The sequence below is a fragment of the Methanosarcina sp. genome, assembly GCF_049706645.1.
GTDB lineage: Archaea > Halobacteriota > Methanosarcinia > Methanosarcinales > Methanosarcinaceae > Methanosarcina.
In genome coordinates this window covers 26,703-47,963 of the sequence record NZ_JBNAKP010000007.1, presented here as the reverse complement: position 1 = coordinate 47,963, position 21,261 = coordinate 26,703, and the positions used below count along the sequence as shown (strand labels likewise).

Here is a 21,261-nt window from a genome sequence, read left to right as displayed (position 1 = left end):
AGGGAAAGAAAATTCTTTTTATTTCTCCAAATTTCTCAAGTTATTATTTTCCCATAAGTTCAATAATTATCTGTGTTTTTCTGGTTAAAGTCTGTTTTTAAAACCAGATATTGGAACTGCCTGCTTCAGAAGAGTCAGTATTTCCTCTTATTTATCCATCTTTTTCGTAAATTTCTTTCAAAATTCTTCTTTTAAAAAGGCTTTTAGCTTAAAATCCATTAAGTATATATATTTCGTTATAGTGAGTTCACAAATCTTAATTTTTCTTCACACTTCATTATTACTCGATTATCGGACAGGAGACTTACTTTTGGGAACAATTAGCGAAAAGATTTTCTCCCGGGCAGCGGGAACAGAGGCAAAGGCAAACGATTTTGTCATGGCAGATATTGATTATGCAATGGCGCACGACGGCACCTCGGTACTTACAGTTAATGCTTTTAAGGAAATGGAAGTGAAAAAAGTCTGGAACCCCTCAAGGATCATAATCCCTTTCGACCATATCGCGCCTGCAAACAATGAGACGTCAGCCACCCTGCAAAAAGAAATCAGGGAATGGGTAAAGGAGCAGGGCATTCCGAACTTCTATGAGCTGGGAGAAGGAATCTGCCATCAGGTGCTTCCTGAGAACGGATTCGCCCTCCCTGGTAAACTGGTTGTGGGGGCCGATTCGCATTCCTGTACCTATGGGGCTTTCGGGGCTTTTGCAACAGGCGTGGGAGCTACGGACATGGCTGAGATTTTCGCCACAGGCAAGCTCTGGTTTAAGGTGCCTGAGAGCTTCAGGCTCACGGTTGAAGGAAGGCCTGAAGAAGGAGTTTACGCAAAAGATCTGACTCTTTACCTGATCGGGAAGACCGGAATTGACGGTGCCACTTATAAGGCTGTAGAGTTTTACGGACAGGCGATTTCCGAACTGTCGGTTTCCGGCAGGATGACTCTCTGCAATATGGCAATCGAAATGGGGGCAAAAACCGGGATTGTTCCGCCGGACAAGAAGACTTTCGATTTCCTGAATAATAGGGCTGCTGCTCCCTATGAGCCGGTTTACGCCGACCAGGACGCAGCCTATGCAAAAGAATTAACTTACTCTGCTGAGGATATCGAGCCTCAGGTAGCCTGCCCGCATCAGGTGGACAACGTAAAGCCTGTGGGAGAGGTTGAAGGTACCCCTATAGACCAGGCGTTTATAGGGACGTGCACGAATGGGAGACTTGAAGATCTTGAGGTTGCAGCAGCAATTCTTAAAGGAAAAAAAGTTTCGGTCAGGACTATTGTAATTCCTGCATCCCGCACGACTCTCCTTGCAGCGATTGAGAACGGAACAATGCAAACCCTGCTCAAAGCAGGCGTCACGCTTGCAACTCCTGGATGCGGGCCCTGTCTTGGTGCCCACCAGGGAGTGCTCGGGGAAGGAGAAGTCTGTATTTCAACCGCAAACCGAAACTTCAAAGGCAGGATGGGAAAAGGCGGTTTTATCTACCTTGCATCCCCTGCAACCGCAGCAGCCTCGGCACTATCAGGTGAAATCACTGATCCAAGGAGAGTTTGAATCTGAGAAACTACGGCCAGATAATTTAATGAGAGCTTTTAAAAGGGATAGTTTGAAATCTGATCCTTATCCTAAGGGTTTTAAACTATCTGCTTATCAAATTATCTTATCCCCGTCGGTCTATCTACTTCCATATTTTTATCTAATATTTATCTATTTTATATCTCTTTATCTACTTTCTATTTTTTTATCTACTTTACCTTTTTATCTACTTTCTACCTTTTTATCCACTTCTACCTTTTTATTTATTTTCTATCTTTTCGACTTACATTAGAAGAATTTTAATTATATCCAGCGAGCATTTATACCATGAATCGCATATATTTGAACAGGAGGGACAGCTATTACTGAAGAAATCAGTCATGAAAACCTTACGAATTTGATTGAACACTGGATCGAGCATAACGAAAGCCACATACAGAGCTTCAGGGAATGGGCTCAGAAAGCCAAAAAAGATGGTTTTCTCGAAGCTTCTGAGGATATTTTTGAAGCTGCCAATAAAATTGAGGAATCCAACGAACACCTTAACAAGGCAAAAGAAGGGCTTTTCCATCTCCGTGGAAAAATGTAAGAGCTAAATTTTAAGAAATGGTGTTTTATATTCCTGTGTCGGGCTTTTCCCCGTCACTATCTTTTGTTTTTCTTTTTTGTTTGTGAATCAGGCTTCCAGGCCTTCGCTCAGACCAGGAATTCTTTCGACTTTTTATTTGAGTACTATCTGTATCGCTTTAGGTCTTCAAGGTAAGGAAAAACCGGCTTAACTCATTGAGGCTTACTTCAGGTTCATAACAGCGTCAATCTGCGGAGGTATAATTCTTGATACAGGCGTGATTGGACCGATCTCCGGCTTTATCTCAAGCCTGAATTCACTGTTAACCACATCCTCTGCTTCCGTGCTCTGCAATGTTGAGTCGGGTGGTGCGGTAATATTGACCTCTACTTTTTCGTATTGTTCAAGCAATCCATCCCCATCGTTCTCCCCTACAAAATTCCTGGTCCAGTCTGTACTTGCTATATATGTAGCGCGGTCTGAATAGGATATTATCATCCTTCCTTGACTGCTATCGGCTCCCACGCTTACTGGCGGCTGATCTCTCGCGAGTTGAAGGGTCAGAATGATATTGTTTACTTTACTGCCACTTGCTTTTGCTATCACGCCTCCCGCAAGTTCAATGGAAGAACCTGTCCGTTCCGCACCCTCGTAAATTGAGGTAATTGTATCGGAAGTAGCATATTCTGCCCCAATAATCACGTAAGAAAATACTGCAGCCATCACTATAAAAGTAGTCAGCACTATTGCAGATTCAAGTGCAGTGAAGGCAATTTCGCCTTTTTTAAAAATACTAGAAATTCCTTTCATTCTATCTTACTCCTTTTTTATTTTGAATGAAAGCATCAGTAGGTGAGAAGATTTTATCGCCAAGATTTCTCTCAGCTCTGGAAAAAGTTTATTGTGGGAGATAACGCGCAGGAACTTATTTGCGTGGTTCTGTAGAAGGTTCTGTATTCATTACTCATCTTGTATAGTTCTCATTAGTCTCTCAACACAATAATAATTTTAAAACAGAATTACCCTCTCTTAATTTATTAACTTTTCCTGCTAAATTCTTAATTTATTATAGTAATATTTTTAAAAAACTATAATTGCTTCAAAAACACATAAAATATAGAAAAGTTAGAACCAGTATTATCTTTTTAGAAAATAAAAATTAATTTAACAAATAAATCTCAAAATTAATTTTTGAAATGAACTTCCTGGATGATCCTCTCAAATGGATCTACAATAAAAACGAATCTTAAAAACGAATCTTATAATAGATCTTGTAAATAAAAAAGTCTTACAAAATACATCTCACAAACAAAAATCTCATGAGAAATAAGCTTTAGTTATGAGAGCAATTCTTGGGTTCGATATCATTTGAACAAAGCCGACGTTTCATAAAATCGGTTTAAATAAAATAGAAAAGGTGAGATTTTAATAAAATTTTTCAATCTCGTGCTTTACTTCCTCAAGAGAAAACTTTTGCCTTACAAGCGGCTTCTCCTGAATTGCCGGGACTCTGTCCTCAAAAACTTCTCTCTCGTGCTTATAAAATATCCCGTTCGGGATTTTATCTCCCCATTCCAGAGACTTTTCGAATGCCTTCATACGGTCAGAAGGGTCATAGTCATCGCCAAGCTTGTAAACCCTATCCCTGTACCATTTGAATGTATTTATCTTGTTAAAGGTAACACAGGGTTGAAGAATATCAAGCAGGGCAAAGCCCCTGTGTGTTACGGCAGCTTTCATAAGCTCTTTAAGATGCTCCTGATCTCCTGCAAAACCCCTGGCTACGAAGCTGCAGTTCAGGGAAATCGCCATGGCAAGAGCATTCATTGATTCCTGAAGGACACCGTAAGGCTGAATTGTTGTGTAGGTTCCCTGGGCTGTAGTAGGAGACGCCTGCCCCTTGGTCAGTCCGTAAACCTGGTTATTATGCACGAACAGGGAAATATTCGGATTCCGGCGGATTGCATGAAGAAAGTGGTTTCCTCCTTCCCCGTAGCAGTCACCATCTCCCGCAATTGCAATTATGTGGAGAGAATGGTTGGCAAGCTTTGCAGCCGTAGCTACAGGCAGGGTTCTTCCATGCAGCCCATTGAACGTATGGCATTTAATATAATGGGGCACCTTTCCAGCCTGCCCTATCCCGGAAACCACAAGGACTTCCCAGGGTTCAATACCAAGTTCGACAAGTGCCTGTTTAATAGTCGAAAGAATCTGGAAATTTCCACACCCAGGGCACCAGGCCGGAACCTGGCCTTTATAATCTTCAGATGTAGGCATGCAACTCCTCCTTCAGGTTTTCGATTGTAAAAGGTCTCCCATCATATTTGCTAACCTGGTGGGAGAATTCAAATCCTGTCTCTGCCCTTATGAGTTTTGCAAACTGGCCGGTGGCGTTGTTTTCTATGCAAATTGTAAGATCGGCATTCTCAAGAAGTTCAATATAATCGAACCTGTCCCGCTCGGAAAGAGGGTAGATCTGGCTGAAGTGCAGCATTGCGACTTTCTTATCTTTAGAAACGGTATCAACCACTTCTTTTATTACACCGTAAGTAGATCCATGCCCTACAAGCACTATTTTCGGAGAGGGGTCCCCATATAAAAACGGAGCTTCGATTTCTTTCTTTATAAGCGGCATTTTGTTTAGCAACCTTTTCTGAACCATTTTAATACGGGTCTCGGAATCTTCCACGATATGCCCTTCCTCGTCATGTTCATCGCTATCCGCTACGACAAGGTGTTTTCCGGCTTCTCCCGGAATTGCAAGCAGGGAGATTCCTGTACTGGAATATTTGTAACGTTTATACTCCTCAATGCCTTTAAGATCCTCTTCCCTCATCCGGTAATCGTTATAAATCAGGTTCTCTAAATCGAGGCTCTCAAAGGTCCACTCGGATTCTGCAAGATACTGGTCGGACTGGATGAACACAGGAATCTGGTATTTTTCTGCAAGTTCGAAAGCCCTGTTAGTCAGGTAAAAAGCCTGTTTTGGAGTTCCTGGCTCGAAAATAACTCTTGGGAACTCTCCGTGGCCTGAGTGAAGAATAAAAAGCAGGTCGCCCTGTTCGGTGCGTGTGGGAAAGCCTGTAGCGGGTCCGGGGCGCTGCATTTCTGCAATCACAAGAGGAGTTTCGGTCATTCCTGCGAGGGAAAGGCCTTCTACCATAAGGGCGAATCCTCCTCCGGACGTTCCGGTCATAGCCCTTACACCTGCAAAAGAAGCTCCTATCGCCATATTTATAGCTGCAATTTCGTCTTCAGCCTGCTCAACTACAAGATGATACTCTTTTGCCCTTGAAGCAAGGTATTCCATAATTCCTGTTGAAGGCGACATAGGATATGCCGAATAAAACTTACATCCGGACATGATTGCTCCCATCGCGACTGCCTGCAGCCCGGTTATGAGCATGAGTCTTTTGTTATCAGGCTCACGGATTCCGAAGGCTTCGCACCTGGGGCAATTTGTAAGGGCATATTTATACCCCGCTTCTGCACAGGCTATATTATTCTGGACTACTTCTTCCCCTTTTCTCCTGAAAGTTTCTCTCAGAATCTCTTTAAGGGCTTCAAGCCCCAGATCAAGCAGTCCAAGCGCGGCCCCGGTTGCTACGGTATTTGCCATAACGCTATTCTTTCCGACATCCAGTGCTATCTTTCGGAAAGGGATATCTATGAACTCCGGCTCTTCAAATTTCTTCTTGGCAATTTCGGAATCATAGAGAATAAATCCTCCGTCTTTCACACTTTTCCTGTGGATTTCAATGGTATTCAGGTCAAGAGCCAGAAGAATATCGAGCATCTCTTTAGAGGCCGATATTTTCTGGTCGGAAAGCCGGATCTGGTAAAAGTTATGCCCCCCTCGTATCCTGGACATGTAGTCCTGGTGCGAAAATACATGATATCCAATTCGAGAAAAGACCTTTGCAAGAGCTCCTCCTATTGTCTGCAGCCCCTGTCCGGCCTCTCCTCCTATTCGAAGCGTATAGTCCAGAAACCTAACCCCCAATATTTTTCTTAATTTTCTATTTATCTTCAGCTTTTCTAGCTTGCTCAGTTTAACCTCATCTGCTTGCTCAGTTAACCTCATCTTATCCTGTGAGAGTTATGTATAAGCCTAATGCATGTGTCTTAATTGTATCAGTCTTAACTGTACGAGTTAGTCTTAACTGTACGAGTTTTATTGTGTGAGTATCGTATGAGCATTCTACGATGGATGGAATGCTTTAAAATTAAGCTTGCAAGCTGTTTAAACAATAACAGCAAAATAGAAACTTTATTGGCCAATTTTCTTTATCCCATTGGCACTGACCCTGTTAGCCTTCCCTTCTTTTGAATTCCCCGAGGAAATATTATTATTAAACCTTAAATAATCTTGCTTCTTCTCCATAATGGAAAATTCGCAAAAAGGGAATACTATTAAAATGAAATTAAAAAATACTATCAAAAAAGGCACTTAGGATACCGGTACTTTAAGTACACTACTCTGTTTTACCGCCTGAACAAATCCGGAAACTGAAAGATTTTTAAAATAAATATAGAATCTTCCCAAAAAGAATACAACCTACGAGAGCAATTCCGAGTATCAATATATCTGCCTGCAACACAGTATATACTATTAAAAAGCAAAGCAGTGAGGTAATCGCACAGGCCAGGAGATCTACAGGATTGCTCATGCCATCTCTATGTTAAGTTTACAAATTTACATTCTAATAAGGATTTCTAATTTATTTGACAGTTGTATAAAAATCTGGCAATATAACTTTCCATTTTGCCTGAACTTCAGTAATGTTAAACTCTGTAAAAAGAAAATACAAGTTTTACATAAAAGATACGAAACACCGTTCTTTGGCAGAAATAAGATACAAATCTCCCAATAAAAAATAAGAAACATAAGCTTCCGGTAAAAGGTAAGTCAGAAGTATAGTTCCTTAGACTCATTTCTGCATCAAGAACGGAAATCTCTTGCCTGAAGTGAAAACCCTTCAGAGGAAATTCAGTTTTACTAACAAATTCTTAATTCATAATTTGCTCGTAAGATCTCCACAAGCCTTTTTTGAAAAGGCTTGTGACCACCCCGACCACGCCATTTTCGTTTTCGCTCAAGCCTTTTTTGAAAAGGCTTGCATTGCGCCGCTTGACCACAAACTTTGCGCCGTTTTCGTTTTCGCTCAAGCCTTTTTTGAAAAGGCTTGCGTTAGAACTTTCCACGGCCAAGCTGGGCATGAGCACGGGCCAGGTGTCCTGCAGCCTGGGCTCCGATAAGGGAAACTTCTCCTGCAAGCACGGCAGAAGCTACGATTTCTGCAAATTTCCTGGAGTTTATCCCTGGAACATCACCTGCGCCTGTAACGCCAAGGATATTCAGGCAATCTCTCTGGGTTCCAAGGCCAGTGCCCCCCCCAACGGTTCCCACAGGCAGGGCAGGCAGAGTAACAGAACAGTTAATTTCCTCATATTTTGTGAGCTCCATGCTCGTAATCGCAGTGCTTCCCTCGACAACGTGGGCAGCATCCTGTCCACATGCCAGGTACATCGCAGCAATAATATTTGCAGCATGGGCATTGAAACCAAGTGATCCTGCTCTCGCCGAGCCAAGCAGGTTTTTGCTGTAATTTACCTCAAACATGGATTCAGGCGTACATTTCAGAGTCTCTTTGACAAGCTCTTTTGGAATGGTAACCTCGGCTACAACTGTTTTTCCTCTTCCCAGAATTGTGCTTATGGAAGCCGGCTTTTTGTCGGTACACATATTTCCTGAAAGTGTAACGGGGTGTGCGCCGAATTCGTCTTCTATCAGGTGCATAACTGCATCAGTAGCTATAGTCACCATGTTCATGCCCATAGCATCTTTTGTATCGTACGAGAACCTCAGGTATACGTATGTGCCGGTCACAAAGGGTTTTACGGAAAGCAATTTTCCAAAACGAGTTGTTTTTTCGGCAACTTCTTTCATCTGTTCGAAAATCTCAGGGCATTTTACCCACTCATAAAATTTTTTGGCTCTCTCAAGACTCTCAAGCTTAAAAACAGGCGCTCTGGTCATCTCATCTTCAAAAACCCTGACGTTTGCTCCTCCCGATTTCGTGATAACCGAACAGCCGCGATTTACACTGGCAACAAGAGCTCCTTCGGTTGTAGCAAGCGGGATATAGTACTCGGAATTTGCATATTCTCCGTTTACCTTCAGAAGCCCGGCAACCCCGAGCGGAATCTGAACTGCGCCTATCATATTTTCTATATTCTTTTTCGATACGGCTTCCACATCAAGGGAAAAATTCTGGATGTGCTCGAACTCGAGTTTTGCAAACTCCTGTATTGCAAGCCGTCTAAGTTTTACTGAAGTTATCGGGTCTGCAAACTCCTCAATCTTGCGAAGCGCCACATCCCCATCCAGAACCTTTTGTAAGAGAATTTTCTCTTCCTCACTTAACTCATAATCCTGTAAAAACATGAAATCACCTGCTTAAATTATTTTCTTTCCATACCTTTAAATCAATTAACCGAAGGGCTGAAATATTCAGGATTAATTCATTATTTTAAAGTTGTATTTTTATATTAAATCCATTTTTATCCTAATTATGTGCATATTGACATATAATTCATTCCTTAATGTGATACTTTCTGTTATTTCCAAACTGTCTAAAAATAGGCACCAAATCTAAAAAGCTCTATCGGTTCACACAAACATTGCAAAGAATATTTGCAGATCTCTCTTCATGACACTTAAGATTTACAGGAAGATTCTCAGACCCAGCTTAATAGCTCAGTCAAACTTGCAGTTCAGTCAAGCCTGCAGTCAACTAATGAGTTAAGTACGATTTTCGGTACACTTTTCAGTACAACTTTCATTTTATAACGGGCACAGAAAATCCAATATAGATAACACAAACCACGGAACCAACCTGCAACCCGGAAAAGCCGAAACTTTGCGAATTAACCCTCTCCCAGAAAATTCCCCGAATTCCTGTGATTTCCAGGTGGATTTCAGACAGAATAACTACAATTTTATAAATGCGGATAAATCAGCCCTTTTGAGCTCACTTCAGTATATTTATTACAAATTAGCCCTCTTGAGCGAACGAAGTGAGCGAAAAGGGCCGCGTACTCCCGAGGCGCAATTCGGGCGAGGCGCAATTCGGGCGAGGCGCAATTCGGGGCGCACTGCAGAGCCGCAACTCTGCCGAGACAGGTAAAAGAGCAAACAGGATTTAAAATAGCTAAAATTGGGTTGAGATGCAGATCAAACATTCTACAGGCCGATTTCAGGCACGTATCCCCTGGTTGAAGGACCAGTTGGGCAGGATATAATTAGATTGAAGAAAACCTTACTTAAGAAAGAGCTACAGTAAAACATATCTATTGCTTAAAACCATTATTCCTTAACTACCTGATTTAATTTTTAGAAATCTTTCAGGCTCAGAAACTAATGATTAGCTGGTTTTCTTCGGTGTATCTCAGAAAGAGTTCGGCCACATCTTTTGAGCAGATGAATTCGATCCCTGGAATCAATTCTTCCTCCTTAAGCCCGATCATATCTGAGGCAAGCTGGCAGCATCGGAACTCAACTCCCAGATCGATACACTCCTTAACAGTGGCATCGTATTTGGGCGATCCTCTTGTTTTATCTTTCTTTGCGAGTAACACTCCCATAGGTCCCCATAGAATAACCAGCACATCGAGCCCCTTACTCCGGTAATACTTCGCAAATTTGAGGGTTTCCTGCGGGCTGGTGCTTTCGTACACCATATTTTTGAGCAGCAGTAGTACCTTTTCTACTTTTGTCATAAGAACTCCAGGTCTAAATAATACATTTCTGAAACAGATTACCTAGATGTATATAAACTTTCACATTGGAAAGGGGAGTTCATATTTTTTCACTTTATTTAAATAATTCTACCTATCTTTGGGGAAATCGGCAAAGTCCGGATACTTACATCTGATTAACTAATTCCATCGCAATGTAAAGTTAGATAGTCACTTTACGACTCCCCATTTATCCTGAGCTTTTATGACGCCAAAAATCTTTTAAAGTGAGAGGCTAATTCTAAATGCTCGGTTTTCGAGATTTCGACTTCGCAGGAATCCTTAACCTAAGCTGAGCAATTTATAAATTTTTGTTCATGTTGTAAACTAAGAGTTTAGTCTTGAGGCCTAAAAAATAACACTCCGGTAATAATCGGAAAAGTAATATCAGAAAATCGGTTTTACACCTTTTGCGCAGGATTAAATCCGGAGTTTAATTAAGATCGGAATTTGAATTAAAATCAAAATTTGAATTTATGGAATCTGAAAGCAGGATATCCTGCTTTCAGATGTTCTTAAAAAGCTGGAAAAATAAGCATTGTTTGAATCATAACGGATATCTTTTCTGAAAAAAGGTAAGCCGAAAAGCTTACCTTACAATTACAACAATCGCACCTCTTACTTCAAGCACATCGACTTCCCTGCCGCCTGAGATCACTTCTTTCCTTATCTCTACGGCTTCGGGTTCGAGTTCGATCGATTCGCCGTTTACAGTAATGGTTATCTTTCCCGAAGCTGCCTGGGCTTCAACCGCAGCAGGGTCCTCTGCCTTGAGAGCTTTCACGACAGCACCTGCGTCTTTTCTGAATCGGGGGCCCAGGATACCCATATTGGGCTTAACTTCCACTGGCATATATTCAAATGAAGGGGCACCTTCCATCAACTCGACTTCCGAGTTTGTGGCACCTGCAATATCCCCTGTATCGATATTTGCATTGTAGATCTCAAGCTTTTTCAGGGGGGCATTAAGCGCCATTCCCAGGTCGGACTTGTATCTGCGGGCCTCACCTGTGATATCTTTGATCAATTCCCCTGCGGCTTCGGCTTCTTCATTTATGAAGGTTTCATCGACTGCCGGCCAGGCCTGCGTGTGAACACTTTCATCGCTAAACCTGGAATACAGCTCTTCCGCAAAGAAGGGTATAAAGGGTGCAAGTAGAAGCGAGAGAGTTTTCATCGTCCTGTAAAGCACATACTGGGCTGCTCTCCTGCCCTCAGGCTCATCGCCATAAAGCCTGCCTTTTACGAGCTCCAGATAGTTATCAGCAAGGATTTCCCAGGCAAAACCTCTGATTGCCTTGAAAGTGGAATCAAACTGGTATGCGTCAAGCTCTTTTGTGGCAGTGTCTACAAGCCTGTTAAGTTTACTCAGCAGCCACCTATCAATTATAAGCAGGGAATCCGTGGGGAAGTTCCCGGCATCTTCCGGCCCAAAGTCCTTCAGGTGAGACATTGAGAAACGGTAGATACTCCACATCTTCTGAAGGAAGCGAGAAGCTGAGACCACATCTTTCCAGCGGAACATTACATCCGAGCCTGTGGAGCCGCCAACTGCACCCCACTGCCTGAAAGCATCGGCACTGTACTGTGAGGTTACTTCCTCAGGGGAAATAACATTTCCAAGGGACTTGCTCATCTTATGTCCGTCAGGCCCGAGCACCATGCCGTTAACAACTATGGAGTCCCAGGGCCTTTTTCCTTCAAGGGCAAGGCTCCGCAGGATCGTGTAAAAGGCCCAGGTTCTGATGATATCATGGCCCTGAGGACGGATCTGTGCAGGCAGGCGGAGCTCATGCTCGCTTTCCCAGCCCGTGACATGTAGTGCCGTAATCGAGGAGTCCATCCATGTGTCCAGCACATCGGTTTCAGGCTCAAATTCGGTTGAACCGCAGGCGCAGGCTTTCTTCGGGGCTGCTTCATTCGGGTCAATCGGGAGCCAGCTCTCTTCTGCAATCATTACCTCCCCGCACTCTTTGCAATACCAGATCGGGATCGGAGTCGCAAAGACTCTTTGCCTGGAAATGCACCAGTCCCATTCCATAGTGCCTGTCCAGTTCTGGAGCCTGACTTTCATGTACTCGGGATACCAGTTGATCTCATCTGCAGCTTTCAGGATGCCGTCGTTGTCGATCTTTACGAACCACTGGGGCTCCGAAAGGATTTCGATAGGGGTGTCGCAGCGCCAGCAGAGCCCGACATTCTGTTCCAGGGGTTTCTGGTCATAGAGAAAATCTGCGGCTTTCAGGTCAGCAATGACAGCTTCCCTGCATTCGGCAATGTTCATGCCTTCATACTTGCCTGCAGCTTTTGTCATCCTGCCCTGCTTGTCGATGGCTTTTATAAGCGGCAGCCCATATTTCACCCACCAGCGAACGTCCTGCTTGTCCCCGAAAGTACAGATCATTACAGCGCCTGTACCAAATTCAGGCTCAACATCCTCATCGGCAATCAAAGTCACTTTCTGCCCAAAGATTGGTACTGTGATCTCCTGGCCGATATACTGGCTGTAACGCTTATCTTCAGGGTTAACCGCAACTGCGACACAGGCTGCCATAAGTTCCGGCCTGGTGGTTGCAATATCTACCTTGTCGAAATGGACGAAATTAAGCTTTGTTTGCCTTGTTTCATACTCTACTTCTGCAAAAGCAATGGCAGTTTCACATCGGGGGCACCAGTTGACAGGGTGTTCTTCGTGATAGATGTGTCCATCATCGTACATCCTGACAAAGGATTTCTGCGTTTTTACAAAGTATGAGGGTTCCATGGTAACGAATTCGTTGCTCCAATCCACGGAAAAGCCCAGGCGCAACATTGTTTTGCGCATCTTGTCGATGTTTCCTGCAGTCAGTTCCCTGCACATTCTGCGAAATTCTGCACGAGGAACCTGGTTTTTCGTTATCCCGTGAATCTCTTCAACCTTGACTTCGGTTGGCAGGCCGTGGCAGTCCCAGCCCTGGGGAAACATCACATTGTACCCGCGCATACGTTTGTATCGGGCAACAAAGTCTATATAGCACCAGTTAAGCGCGTTTCCGATATGGAAATTGCCTGTAGGATAGGGAGGTGGGGTGTCAATAATATATTGGGGACGGGTATCCTCTCCCCAGTTGAAATGGTACATGGAGAGGTTCCACTTCTCCATCCACTTTTCCTCAACCTCGTTTGCGTTATATTCTTTCGGAATTTCTGATTCTGTCATAAAGACACTCCATGATTGGGAAATAGTGTAAGAATTTCTTGGGGTTTTAGAGTGCTTGCGATTATTTAAATATATCTGGTTTTGGATGAAGTAAAAATTTTTTACTATTCAGTAATTATTCAATATTTGTCAGAAATAACACATTTGAGTTTCATCATTGCATTTTCATCTAAAAAACCAATTCATAGGAAGGAAAATATCTATAATCAGTTTAGTGGTACCTCACAGTTTACTGAACAGTAAGGAAATCAGAATATAGTAATGCTATCAGAAAATGATAGTTCTCAAGAGAAATTCTGAAAACTTTTAAAGTGGCAGAAAAGAGGGGAAGAAATAGTTGCGAGCTAAAAACGTATAAGATGAAGTTAAGCCTGGTTTCAGCTCAAATTCAGTTTGGATTCAGCTTAAAGAAGTTAGTTTCCTTTGTGTTACGTTCTGAATTCTTTCCTTTTTATTATCTGTTCCAGTTATGCATACTTCCATGCTTCACGGATATGCATGGCATTCATTCCGAGACTCTGGGGTGGGTGAATATCGTTTTCTGGCGTGTCGCCGATTGAGAGCACTTCCCAGGGTTCAAGCCCCAGGCCGTCAAGAGCCATCCTGAAGAGTCGGGTGTCAGGTTTCTTGATACGGTGGTCCGAAGATATAATTACGAAATTGAAGCGATCATATAGGTTCAGGAAGCGAAGTTCCTGTTCAGTAAAGACTCTCTGGGCATTGGAGACAACGCACTTCGGAATATGTCTATATTTTTCAAGCAGGCGCAGGCTCTGAGGGTAGGCCTCGAGTTTTCTTAAAGATGCGGTTCTGAATACCTTGGCCGTTTCAATTCCGAGCCAATAAGGATCGATTTCTCTAAACGCATTTTCGGCACAGATCTCTGCAAAAATTTCTTCTATACGGATATCCGGGTGCTGCTGGCCTGAATTGCCCAACCTGCCTATAACCTTCCACCTGTATTCTTCCCTGAGCCGGTTGGGTTCTATCCTCACTCCCTGATAAAGTAGCCATCTGCTTACCCTTTCGTTTGTTTCTTTACTTCCTTCATCAGTTTTGATATCAATAAGAGTTTTATAACAATCAAAGATTAAGCCTTTAATTTTTCCGTTTTGGAGCATAGGGGTCCTCCTTTTATTTTTCGAAGTCTTTATGAATTTTTGATTTTTGCTATACTATTCTGCAATTACTATTGAGATTGATCTCTTGTTATATAGGTTTTATGCAAATATCTATATTGTTCGTAAATACTAGTATATAGTTTCCATTTCTATGTATAATTCTTCTAATATCGACCATAACTGAAAAAATCACAGATTTTGATTATTCCAGAAAATACAGAGATTGGAAACAGAATCTTAAAAAGAATAAAAGTATTCTAAATTTGCTAAAGTGAACTACCGCTTGGCTAAATACCTGGGGATTTTACGCTTCTTCCTATTAATAATGTAAATGTTCTGGATTTGCGTTTATTAAAAGCGAAAAAAGAAGAAAAATTCATTTTATGAAAATCAGTCTGTCAAATCGAAATGTTTCCAGGCTTCTTCAATACGCATAGCGCGCATCCCCAGTTTTCTTGCAGGTAATATCTCGTTTTCGTAAGAGTCTCCTATTGACATGACACAGTTGGGTTCGAGTTCAAGGCCCATCTTTTTGAGCGCAGACATAAAAAGTCTGAGGTCCGGTTTCTTGTACCCAACATCCGATGAGAAAATAACAAAGTCGAAATAATCGAAGAGCCCCAGGAACCGCAGTTCCAGTTCGGAGAACACTCTCTGCCCGTTGGAGATTATGCACTTTGGAATGTTAATACACTGTTCTATTAATTCTATGCTTTGGGGAAATGGGCGAAGTTTCTGGATAGAAGCTGCCCGAAAGACTCTTGAAGTTTCAACTCCAAGATGTTTCTCATCGATTTTCCAGACCGAATTTTCCCTGCAGATCTCGGCAAAGATTTCTTCTACCCTGATTTCAGGATATATTTCCCTGGAATCTTCCATTCTTTCTTTTACTTTAAACATATAAGTGTCCCACAATTTTTCCGGCTTTATTTTTACTCCCTGGTAGGCAAGCCACCTGCTTACAACCTCATATGTTTCCAACCTGTGTTCATCAGTATCGATATCTATGAGGGTCTGGTAGCAGTCAAAAATAACTCCTTTTATCTGACAGCTTTTAAATACCTCTTCACCTTTTCCGGCAAGATCATTTAGAAGTGTAACTTCATCTTCACCTGCCTCAGATTCATATTTTTCAGAAATACTCTTACCTCCCCATATCCCAGTTAATTAATTGCTTTTAAACACTCACGTGCTTCTTTAATCAAATAATCTCTATAGTTGTCCTGATGCAGCCTGGCCGAGCGGAGGAGTCCTATGCTCATGAAGAAAGGCAAAACTCCGGTAATATATTTAAAATCCTTTTCATCGCTGCTGTATTCCCAGAGAAAGTTACCTATGTAAGGTTCGGCTTTCCAGCCACTTCCTTTGTGCAGTTCGAATTCATTTTTAAGTTCTGCGCTAAGAATCCCGAGATCTCTAACAGGATGCGCCTGGAACCAGGAACTTTCAAAGTCGAGGGCATAGGGTTTACCTTTGCAAAAAATGTAATTAGAGGGCGTAACATCCCTGTGAACCATACAACCGTGCTCCCTGTTGAGCAGGGGACTGTACCACCATTGTCCGAGCAATTTATTAAAACTCTCTCTGGTATCGTGATCCAGTTTCAGATGGTCCAGCACGTCATGGTAATTTCTGAATTCGTTTTCCTTATTATAAGAAGATTTTGTGTTCTCGTGAAGCTGTCGGAGCATGTGTGCAACTGCAGCAAGCTTCTCGTAAAGTTTTTCTTCATGGCTGAAGTACCAGGCTAGAGATTTTCCAGGTATATGTTCGGTTACAAGGACGCAATTGAACTTCTTATTGACTGCAAGAGGCTTTGCAACATTTATTACGGAAGCAGCCTTTCTAAGGTTACGATATTCATTCATCATGCCTTTATGAGGGTTATAATCTTTCAGCCGGCCGGTAGGTTCGGCAAAAAACTTTGCCATTACGCTGAAGTTCTCACCCCTGAACTGATACCTGCAGACGGTATGGGAGGAATTGTATTTAAAAACATTAACAGAACACGTTTTATTCCGGAGCCTGTGCCCGACAACTTCTTCAACAAGCCAGTCCCTGAAAGGGTCCCCAGGGCTTAAAGTATTAACATGGCGAGATGCCATCTTAAATTACCCCCACTTTTCCGGAAATACTTCCCAGGTTGTATATTTTCCCCACAGTATACTCTCATCTCAAAGTTAATTTTGTGATAAAGAAGTTGCCAGTTTTACGTTTTGATTCTGCAATGCTGGCAACAGTATACTATAGTTTGGATATATTATATTGTTATTGGTGTTTAACGGTAAGGGGTTTATTCCCTTCTCTCAAGTTCAGGCCCCCCGACATCAGCCGTGTTATTGTATCCTCTTTCCTCCCAGTATCCCCTGTAAGGCGAGTCGCTGAGTTCTATTCTTACGATCCATTTCGCCCATTTGTACCCGTATTTGTTTTCGGCTACGAGCTGAAGAGGAAAACCCCGGTCAGGAGGCAGGGTTACATCGTTGAGCCTGTATGCTAGGATTATATCGTTTTCTAAGAGGTAATCCTTATCAAGAGAGGTAGAGTATCCATCCGCGCTGTAAAAAATAACTGTAGTCGCATTTTCCATAGCTCCGGCTTTTTCAAAAAGGTCCTCAATTCTCACTCCTGTCCATTTCGCAGTAAAGCTCCAGCCTTCCACGCAGTTCAGGTCCACAACTTTCGAAGTCTGAGGCAATCCGGTTATTTCTTCATAATTAAGGTTTAAAGGATTCTCTACCAGCCCGTCAACCTGCAGCCTGTAGCTTTCCCTGTCAATATACTGAGTTCCCCTTATGGCATTGTTTCGCTGCTGTGCGATTGGGGTTAACGATTCCCCCTCGTAGGAAAGATTTTCAGTCTCGTTGTCATAGGTTCCTGGCTCTCCCCTTTCGGAGACACAACCTGAAACAGTGATAAAAACACTAAAAAAGATCAGGAACAAATGGATCGGTTTCATGTATTTGCTTTCCTCCCTCAACCACTTTTCTTACATGTTCTTTCTTGAAAATATGCATTCAATACGAATAAATGATTCTTTATAAAAGAAAACTCTAAAGTTGTGACTGAATAAACGGCAATATCCATATTTCGATTTTTATAGAGCTGTTAGCGTGATTAAACTCTGTAATGAAATCCCTGATGCTTGTAAATGACAAATAGTTGAGCCAATTAATAAAGGATGGTCAAATGATCAGAAATATTATATTCGAACTGCAGATGGCAGAGAATTATTGTTAAGAATATCGGACATCTCCCAATATAAGAACAAGAAACGGGATTTTGAAGCAATAAAACGGCTTGATAACCTTGATATTTTGATATCGCGTCCAGTCGATTTCGGAATTTGTAATAACGGTCAATCCGTATATTCTTTACTAACCTGGATTACAGGGAGGGATGCAGAATACCTCCTTCCGGAACTGAACAGCAAAGAGCAATACAGGCTTGGTGTTAAAGCGGGGGAAATATTAAGAACTCTGCATAAGGTTCCTGCGGCAAAAAATCAAGTATCATGGTCGGAGCGTTTCAATCAAAAAATAAACAGAAATATTACCGATTATGAAGCTTGCAGGATTCGCCTGGAGGGAGCAGATAAAATAATTGAATCTATCGAACAAAATCGATATCTATTGGAAAATCGCCCTCAGTCTTTTCAACATGGGGACTATCATGCCGGAAATATGATTGTTACAAAGTCTGGAGAGCTAGGAATCATTGACTTTAACAGGCTTGATTACGGTGACCCCTGGGAAGAATTTAATCGCATTACCTGGTGTGCATATATAAGCGCCTCATTCGCGTCAGGACGCATAAACGGATATTTTCAACATAATGTGCCAGTTTTATTTTTCAGGTTAATGGCTCTATATATTGCAAGTAATCAGCTTTCATCAATTCCCTGGGCAATTAAATTCGGACACGAAGAGGTCAGTACCATGCTCAGACAAGCCGAAAATGTTTTGGAATGGTATGACGGATTTGAAACATTCATCCCAAAATGGTATATCTCAAACCCGGTTGAATGAGTAATCACAAAGCTATAACCTGAAGGAAAAACGCCAGTGAGGTGACAAGTTTACAGAGAAACAAATTTAAAAAATAATGATCTGAAAAATTTAAGAAAATAATAGAAGTTAAGAAAATCTGAAATTTAATAAAGCCTGAGAAGTTTCAGGCCTCCTCGTATCCGATTTCTTCCTTTGTCAGGTAGCAGGCAGGGTCATCGGCCCAGACATTCCCGTATACGGCTTCAGCCCGCACTCTGAAATTCCCATTGCAGACCTCTAGCCATTTACACCGGGAACAGCGGTCCCCGTTGGCTTTTATCAGGGGTTTCCGGTTTTTGAGCCCGGCCATGAGTTCATCGCTCAGGTCATTCCAGATTTCACTGAATGGGCGTTCCCGCACATTCCCAAATGAATAATGTCTCCAGAACTGGTCAGCATGTACCGAACCGTCCCAGGATACGCATCCTATACCTATTCCTGAGGAATTGCCCTGGTTCATGGAAAGGAGTTCAAATACCTCGGCGGCCCTTTCCGGATTTTCTTTGAGGAGTTTCATGTACAGGTAGGGACCGTCGCAGTGGTTGTCCACGGTCAGGACTTCGGCAGGAAAACCTTTCTCGTGCAGCCTTCTTGTTCTATCGAGTATAAGGTCTACAGCCTGCCTGGATTCCTCGAGGGAAAGGTCTTCGTTCACCATTTCCGAGCCCCGGCCTGCGTAAACCAGATGATAGAAACATATTCTTGGAATTTTTTCTTCTTCAAGCAGGTCAAAGATTGCAGGAATATCCATAACGTTTTGCTTGTTGATGGTAAAACGAAGGCCCACCTTTATGCCCTCCTCCTGGCAATTGTGAAGCCCCCTGAGTGCCGCATCGAATGCTCCCTTCATCCCCCTGAATTTGTCATTTGTCTCTCTTGTTCCATCCAGGGAAACTCCTACGTAAGAGAGCCCGACATCCTTTAGCTTTTTTGCCATATTACTGTCTATCAGCGACCCGTTTGTGGAAATCACGGCCCTCATCCCTTTCTCACGGGCATAGGCCGCAAGTTCGGGCAGGTCTTTTCTCAGGGTTGGTTCCCCTCCGGAAAAAAGAATTACCGGACTTCCGAAACTTGCAAGGTCATCGATAAGAGCTTTACCTTCTTCAGTCGAAAGCTCGTTTTCAAATTCGATATCCTTTGCTTGGGCATAACAATGGACGCACTTCAGGTTGCAGCGGCGGGTCATGTTCCAGACCACGACTGGCTTTTTATCTTTTGAAAACTGCAGCAGGTGAGAGGGAAGCTTCTTTGATTCCCTTCCATAGCGAAGGGCATCGGAAGGTTCCACGGTTCCGCAGTAAAGTTTTGAAATGCCTATCATGTCGATCCTTCAAAATCTCAAACCTGGTTTTTTATAGCCTTTAAAAGTGCTTCAAAGGTGAACTCGTCGGGAATTACGTTTGTGTTAATTCCATACTTCTTCAGGGTATTTCCTGTAGGCGTTCCTATAGCTCCTACCACGACCCTGTTAAGAGTCTCTTTTATGGTTTCCTCTGCTCCCAGCCCTTTCGCATGCTTCATAAAGCCTTTAACCATCATCGAGCTTGTAAAAGCAAAAGCATCCACTTCCCCTGCAAGCGTGCGCTCGATCAGCTCTTTCTGAATTGTTCCTTCAGGAATGCTGAGGGTGTATACATGGGTCTCATAAACCGTAGCTCCGCACTTTTCGAGCCCTTCTATTAAGGCTTTAGCCCCAAACACACTCCTCGCAAGGTCAACCTTTTTTCCTTTTACCTCAGGGCAAAGAGCTTCTACAATTCCCTCTGAACTATAATCTACTGGCAGGAAAGAGTTGTCAATTCCTATTTTTATAAGTTCCTTTTCCGTATTAGGCCCGATTGCAATTACCCTTGTTTTTTTAAGTGCCGTAATAAAATTTTCCTTTTCGGTTTCAGAGAGCTTTTCGAGGGTAAAGGTTATCCCGTTTGCACTGGTAAAGACCACGTAGTCAGAAACTCCGGCAAGGACTCTCTGTAAAAAGGGCTCAAAACCCTCATCTTTTACGCCTTCAAGCTTTATCATAGGGGCATATATCGGCTTAAAGCCGTAGTCCCTGGCAAGGGCCTCGGACTTTTCCCTGTAGCTTTCCGGCCTCATAATTGCGAGGACCGGTATTTTTGCCTTCTCCTGTTCTCCTGTCATATCCTGATCCCTTTGCGTCTGTTAAAATTCCATCCCTGTGCGCTGTTCTCCAAGGACCTCATGAAGTTTGACCACGTCTCCTATAACTGTAATGGCAGGAGCCTTCACTTTACGTTCCTTTGCAAGTTCTGAGATATTTGAGAGGGTTCCTACAGTAACTCTCTGGTCGGCCCTGGTTCCTCTCTCAATGACTGCAACAGGGGTTTCAGGGGCTTTGCCATGCTTCATTAGCTCTTCTGCATTCCTGCCAAGCATTTTCACGCCCATTAGGATTACAATTGTTCCCCCGAATTTTGCCAGGGTTTCCCAGTCAAGCCAGCTCTCCGGCTTTGTGGGATCCTCGTGCCCGGTTATGAAAGTGACCATCGAGGTGCTTTCCCTGTGGGTTACCGGAATTCCGGCATAAGCAGGCACTGCAATTGCAGACGTAATCCCTGGCACGACTTCAAACTCAATTCCCTCGGCTGCAAGTACCTCGGCTTCTTCTCCCCCTCTCCCGAATACATAGGGGTCGCCTCCTTTAAGCCTTATCACCATCTTTCCTTCTTTTGCCTTCTGCACAAGCACCTCATTAATCTCAGCCTGGGTCATGGTGTGGTTGCCGGCATATTTCCCGACATCGATTTTTTCCGCATTTTCAGGCATTGAGTCCAGAATAGCTTTTCCAGGAAGCTGGTCATAGATAATTACTTCAGCACTGTCAATCAGACGGCGGGCTTTCAGGGTAAGAAGCTCAGGGTCTCCGGGACCCGAACCTACAAGATAAACTTTTCCGTAATTTCCTGACATGTGATGACGGTTCCTTTATCATTTTTGGGTAGAAATGTGTAATCTGGAGAAGGTTA

General features: G+C 42.9%; 18 protein-coding genes. 4 read left to right on the top strand and 14 right to left on the bottom strand.

Annotation, left to right across the window (positions count from 1 at the left end; genetic code table 11):
* Positions 1-319 precede the first annotated feature (319 nt).
* Both hacA and ACPK8D_RS02465 read left to right on the top strand, forming a co-directional pair.
* The gene (gene hacA / locus ACPK8D_RS02470) at positions 320-1,552 is read left to right on the top strand and encodes a homoaconitase large subunit (protein WP_424716338.1); all 1,233 of its coding nucleotides are present in this window, start codon (positions 320-322) and stop codon (positions 1,550-1,552) included.
* A 379-nt stretch (positions 1,553-1,931) separates the two neighbouring features.
* Entirely contained in the window at positions 1,932-2,123 is a 192-nt protein-coding gene (locus ACPK8D_RS02465; protein ID WP_424716258.1) for a hypothetical protein, read from the top strand.
* Positions 2,124-2,324: 201 nt separating this feature from the next.
* On the opposite strand, the gene ACPK8D_RS02460 is transcribed toward ACPK8D_RS02465, so the two are convergent.
* The 5 genes from ACPK8D_RS02460 to hmgA all read right to left on the bottom strand — a co-directional run bounded on the left by ACPK8D_RS02460 (position 2,325) and on the right by hmgA (position 8,550).
* On the bottom strand, positions 2,325-2,912 hold the full coding sequence (locus tag ACPK8D_RS02460; protein ID WP_424716257.1) for a flagellin: 588 nt from the start codon (positions 2,910-2,912) through the stop codon (positions 2,325-2,327).
* A gap of 615 nt (positions 2,913-3,527) precedes the next feature.
* Positions 3,528-4,379 carry a 2-oxoacid:ferredoxin oxidoreductase subunit beta gene (locus ACPK8D_RS02455; protein ID WP_424716256.1) on the bottom strand — a complete coding sequence of 284 codons (852 nt, stop codon included), beginning with the start codon at positions 4,377-4,379 and terminating at the stop codon, positions 3,528-3,530.
* Positions 4,366-6,105, bottom strand: coding sequence for a 2-oxoacid:acceptor oxidoreductase subunit alpha (locus ACPK8D_RS02450; RefSeq protein WP_424716255.1), 1,740 nt, complete (start codon positions 6,103-6,105; stop codon positions 4,366-4,368). The genes ACPK8D_RS02455 and ACPK8D_RS02450 overlap by 14 nt, the downstream gene beginning before the upstream one ends.
* Before the next feature lie 1,007 nt (positions 6,106-7,112).
* Positions 7,113-7,271, bottom strand: a complete 159-nt coding sequence (locus tag ACPK8D_RS02445) for a hypothetical protein (protein ID WP_424716254.1) — start codon at positions 7,269-7,271, stop codon at positions 7,113-7,115.
* 22 nt (positions 7,272-7,293) lie between these two features.
* Positions 7,294-8,550 carry a hydroxymethylglutaryl-CoA reductase (NADPH) gene (gene hmgA / locus ACPK8D_RS02440; protein ID WP_424716253.1) on the bottom strand — a complete coding sequence of 419 codons (1,257 nt, stop codon included), beginning with the start codon at positions 8,548-8,550 and terminating at the stop codon, positions 7,294-7,296.
* Positions 8,551-9,182: 632 nt separating this feature from the next.
* Here hmgA and ACPK8D_RS02435 point away from each other — a divergent pair.
* Positions 9,183-9,311 (top strand): hypothetical protein, encoded by a 129-nt coding sequence (locus tag ACPK8D_RS02435; protein WP_424716252.1) that lies wholly within the window; start codon positions 9,183-9,185, stop codon positions 9,309-9,311.
* 204 nt (positions 9,312-9,515) lie between these two features.
* Here the strand turns inward: ACPK8D_RS02435 and ACPK8D_RS02430 are convergent, their stop codons facing one another.
* From ACPK8D_RS02430 to ACPK8D_RS02405, 6 genes are all read right to left on the bottom strand, one after another.
* Entirely contained in the window at positions 9,516-9,884 is a 369-nt protein-coding gene (locus tag ACPK8D_RS02430) for a DsrE family protein (protein ID WP_424716251.1), read from the bottom strand.
* A gap of 607 nt (positions 9,885-10,491) precedes the next feature.
* The gene (locus ACPK8D_RS02425; protein ID WP_424716250.1) at positions 10,492-13,101 is read right to left on the bottom strand and encodes a valine--tRNA ligase; all 2,610 of its coding nucleotides are present in this window, start codon (positions 13,099-13,101) and stop codon (positions 10,492-10,494) included.
* 467 nt (positions 13,102-13,568) lie between these two features.
* Entirely contained in the window at positions 13,569-14,222 is a 654-nt protein-coding gene (locus ACPK8D_RS02420; RefSeq protein WP_424716249.1) for an HAD family hydrolase, read from the bottom strand.
* A gap of 390 nt (positions 14,223-14,612) precedes the next feature.
* Complete coding sequence (locus ACPK8D_RS02415) at positions 14,613-15,380, bottom strand: HAD family hydrolase (protein ID WP_424716337.1); 768 nt, start codon at positions 15,378-15,380, stop codon at positions 14,613-14,615.
* Between the two features lie 5 nt (positions 15,381-15,385).
* Positions 15,386-16,327 carry a phosphotransferase gene (locus ACPK8D_RS02410; protein ID WP_424716248.1) on the bottom strand — a complete coding sequence of 314 codons (942 nt, stop codon included), beginning with the start codon at positions 16,325-16,327 and terminating at the stop codon, positions 15,386-15,388.
* Positions 16,328-16,515: 188 nt separating this feature from the next.
* Positions 16,516-17,181: a molybdopterin-dependent oxidoreductase gene (locus tag ACPK8D_RS02405; RefSeq protein WP_424716247.1), complete on the bottom strand. Its 666-nt coding sequence runs from the start codon at positions 17,179-17,181 to the stop codon at positions 16,516-16,518.
* 199 nt (positions 17,182-17,380) lie between these two features.
* Between ACPK8D_RS02405 and ACPK8D_RS02400 the strand changes: the two genes are divergently transcribed.
* Positions 17,381-18,250 carry an aminoglycoside phosphotransferase family protein gene (locus ACPK8D_RS02400; RefSeq protein WP_424716336.1) on the top strand — a complete coding sequence of 290 codons (870 nt, stop codon included), beginning with the start codon at positions 17,381-17,383 and terminating at the stop codon, positions 18,248-18,250.
* A gap of 145 nt (positions 18,251-18,395) precedes the next feature.
* On the opposite strand, the gene ahbC is transcribed toward ACPK8D_RS02400, so the two are convergent.
* From ahbC to cobA, 3 genes are read right to left on the bottom strand one after another with little or no spacing between them, the layout of a single operon-like run.
* Positions 18,396-19,595 carry a 12,18-didecarboxysiroheme deacetylase gene (gene ahbC, locus ACPK8D_RS02395; protein ID WP_424716246.1) on the bottom strand — a complete coding sequence of 400 codons (1,200 nt, stop codon included), beginning with the start codon at positions 19,593-19,595 and terminating at the stop codon, positions 18,396-18,398.
* A 17-nt stretch (positions 19,596-19,612) separates the two neighbouring features.
* A complete protein-coding gene (locus tag ACPK8D_RS02390) occupies positions 19,613-20,416 on the bottom strand; it encodes a uroporphyrinogen-III synthase (protein WP_424716245.1) in 804 nt (267 codons plus the stop codon).
* A gap of 21 nt (positions 20,417-20,437) precedes the next feature.
* Positions 20,438-21,205 (bottom strand): uroporphyrinogen-III C-methyltransferase, encoded by a 768-nt coding sequence (gene cobA, locus ACPK8D_RS02385; protein ID WP_424716244.1) that lies wholly within the window; start codon positions 21,203-21,205, stop codon positions 20,438-20,440.
* Positions 21,206-21,261: the final 56 nt, after the last annotated feature.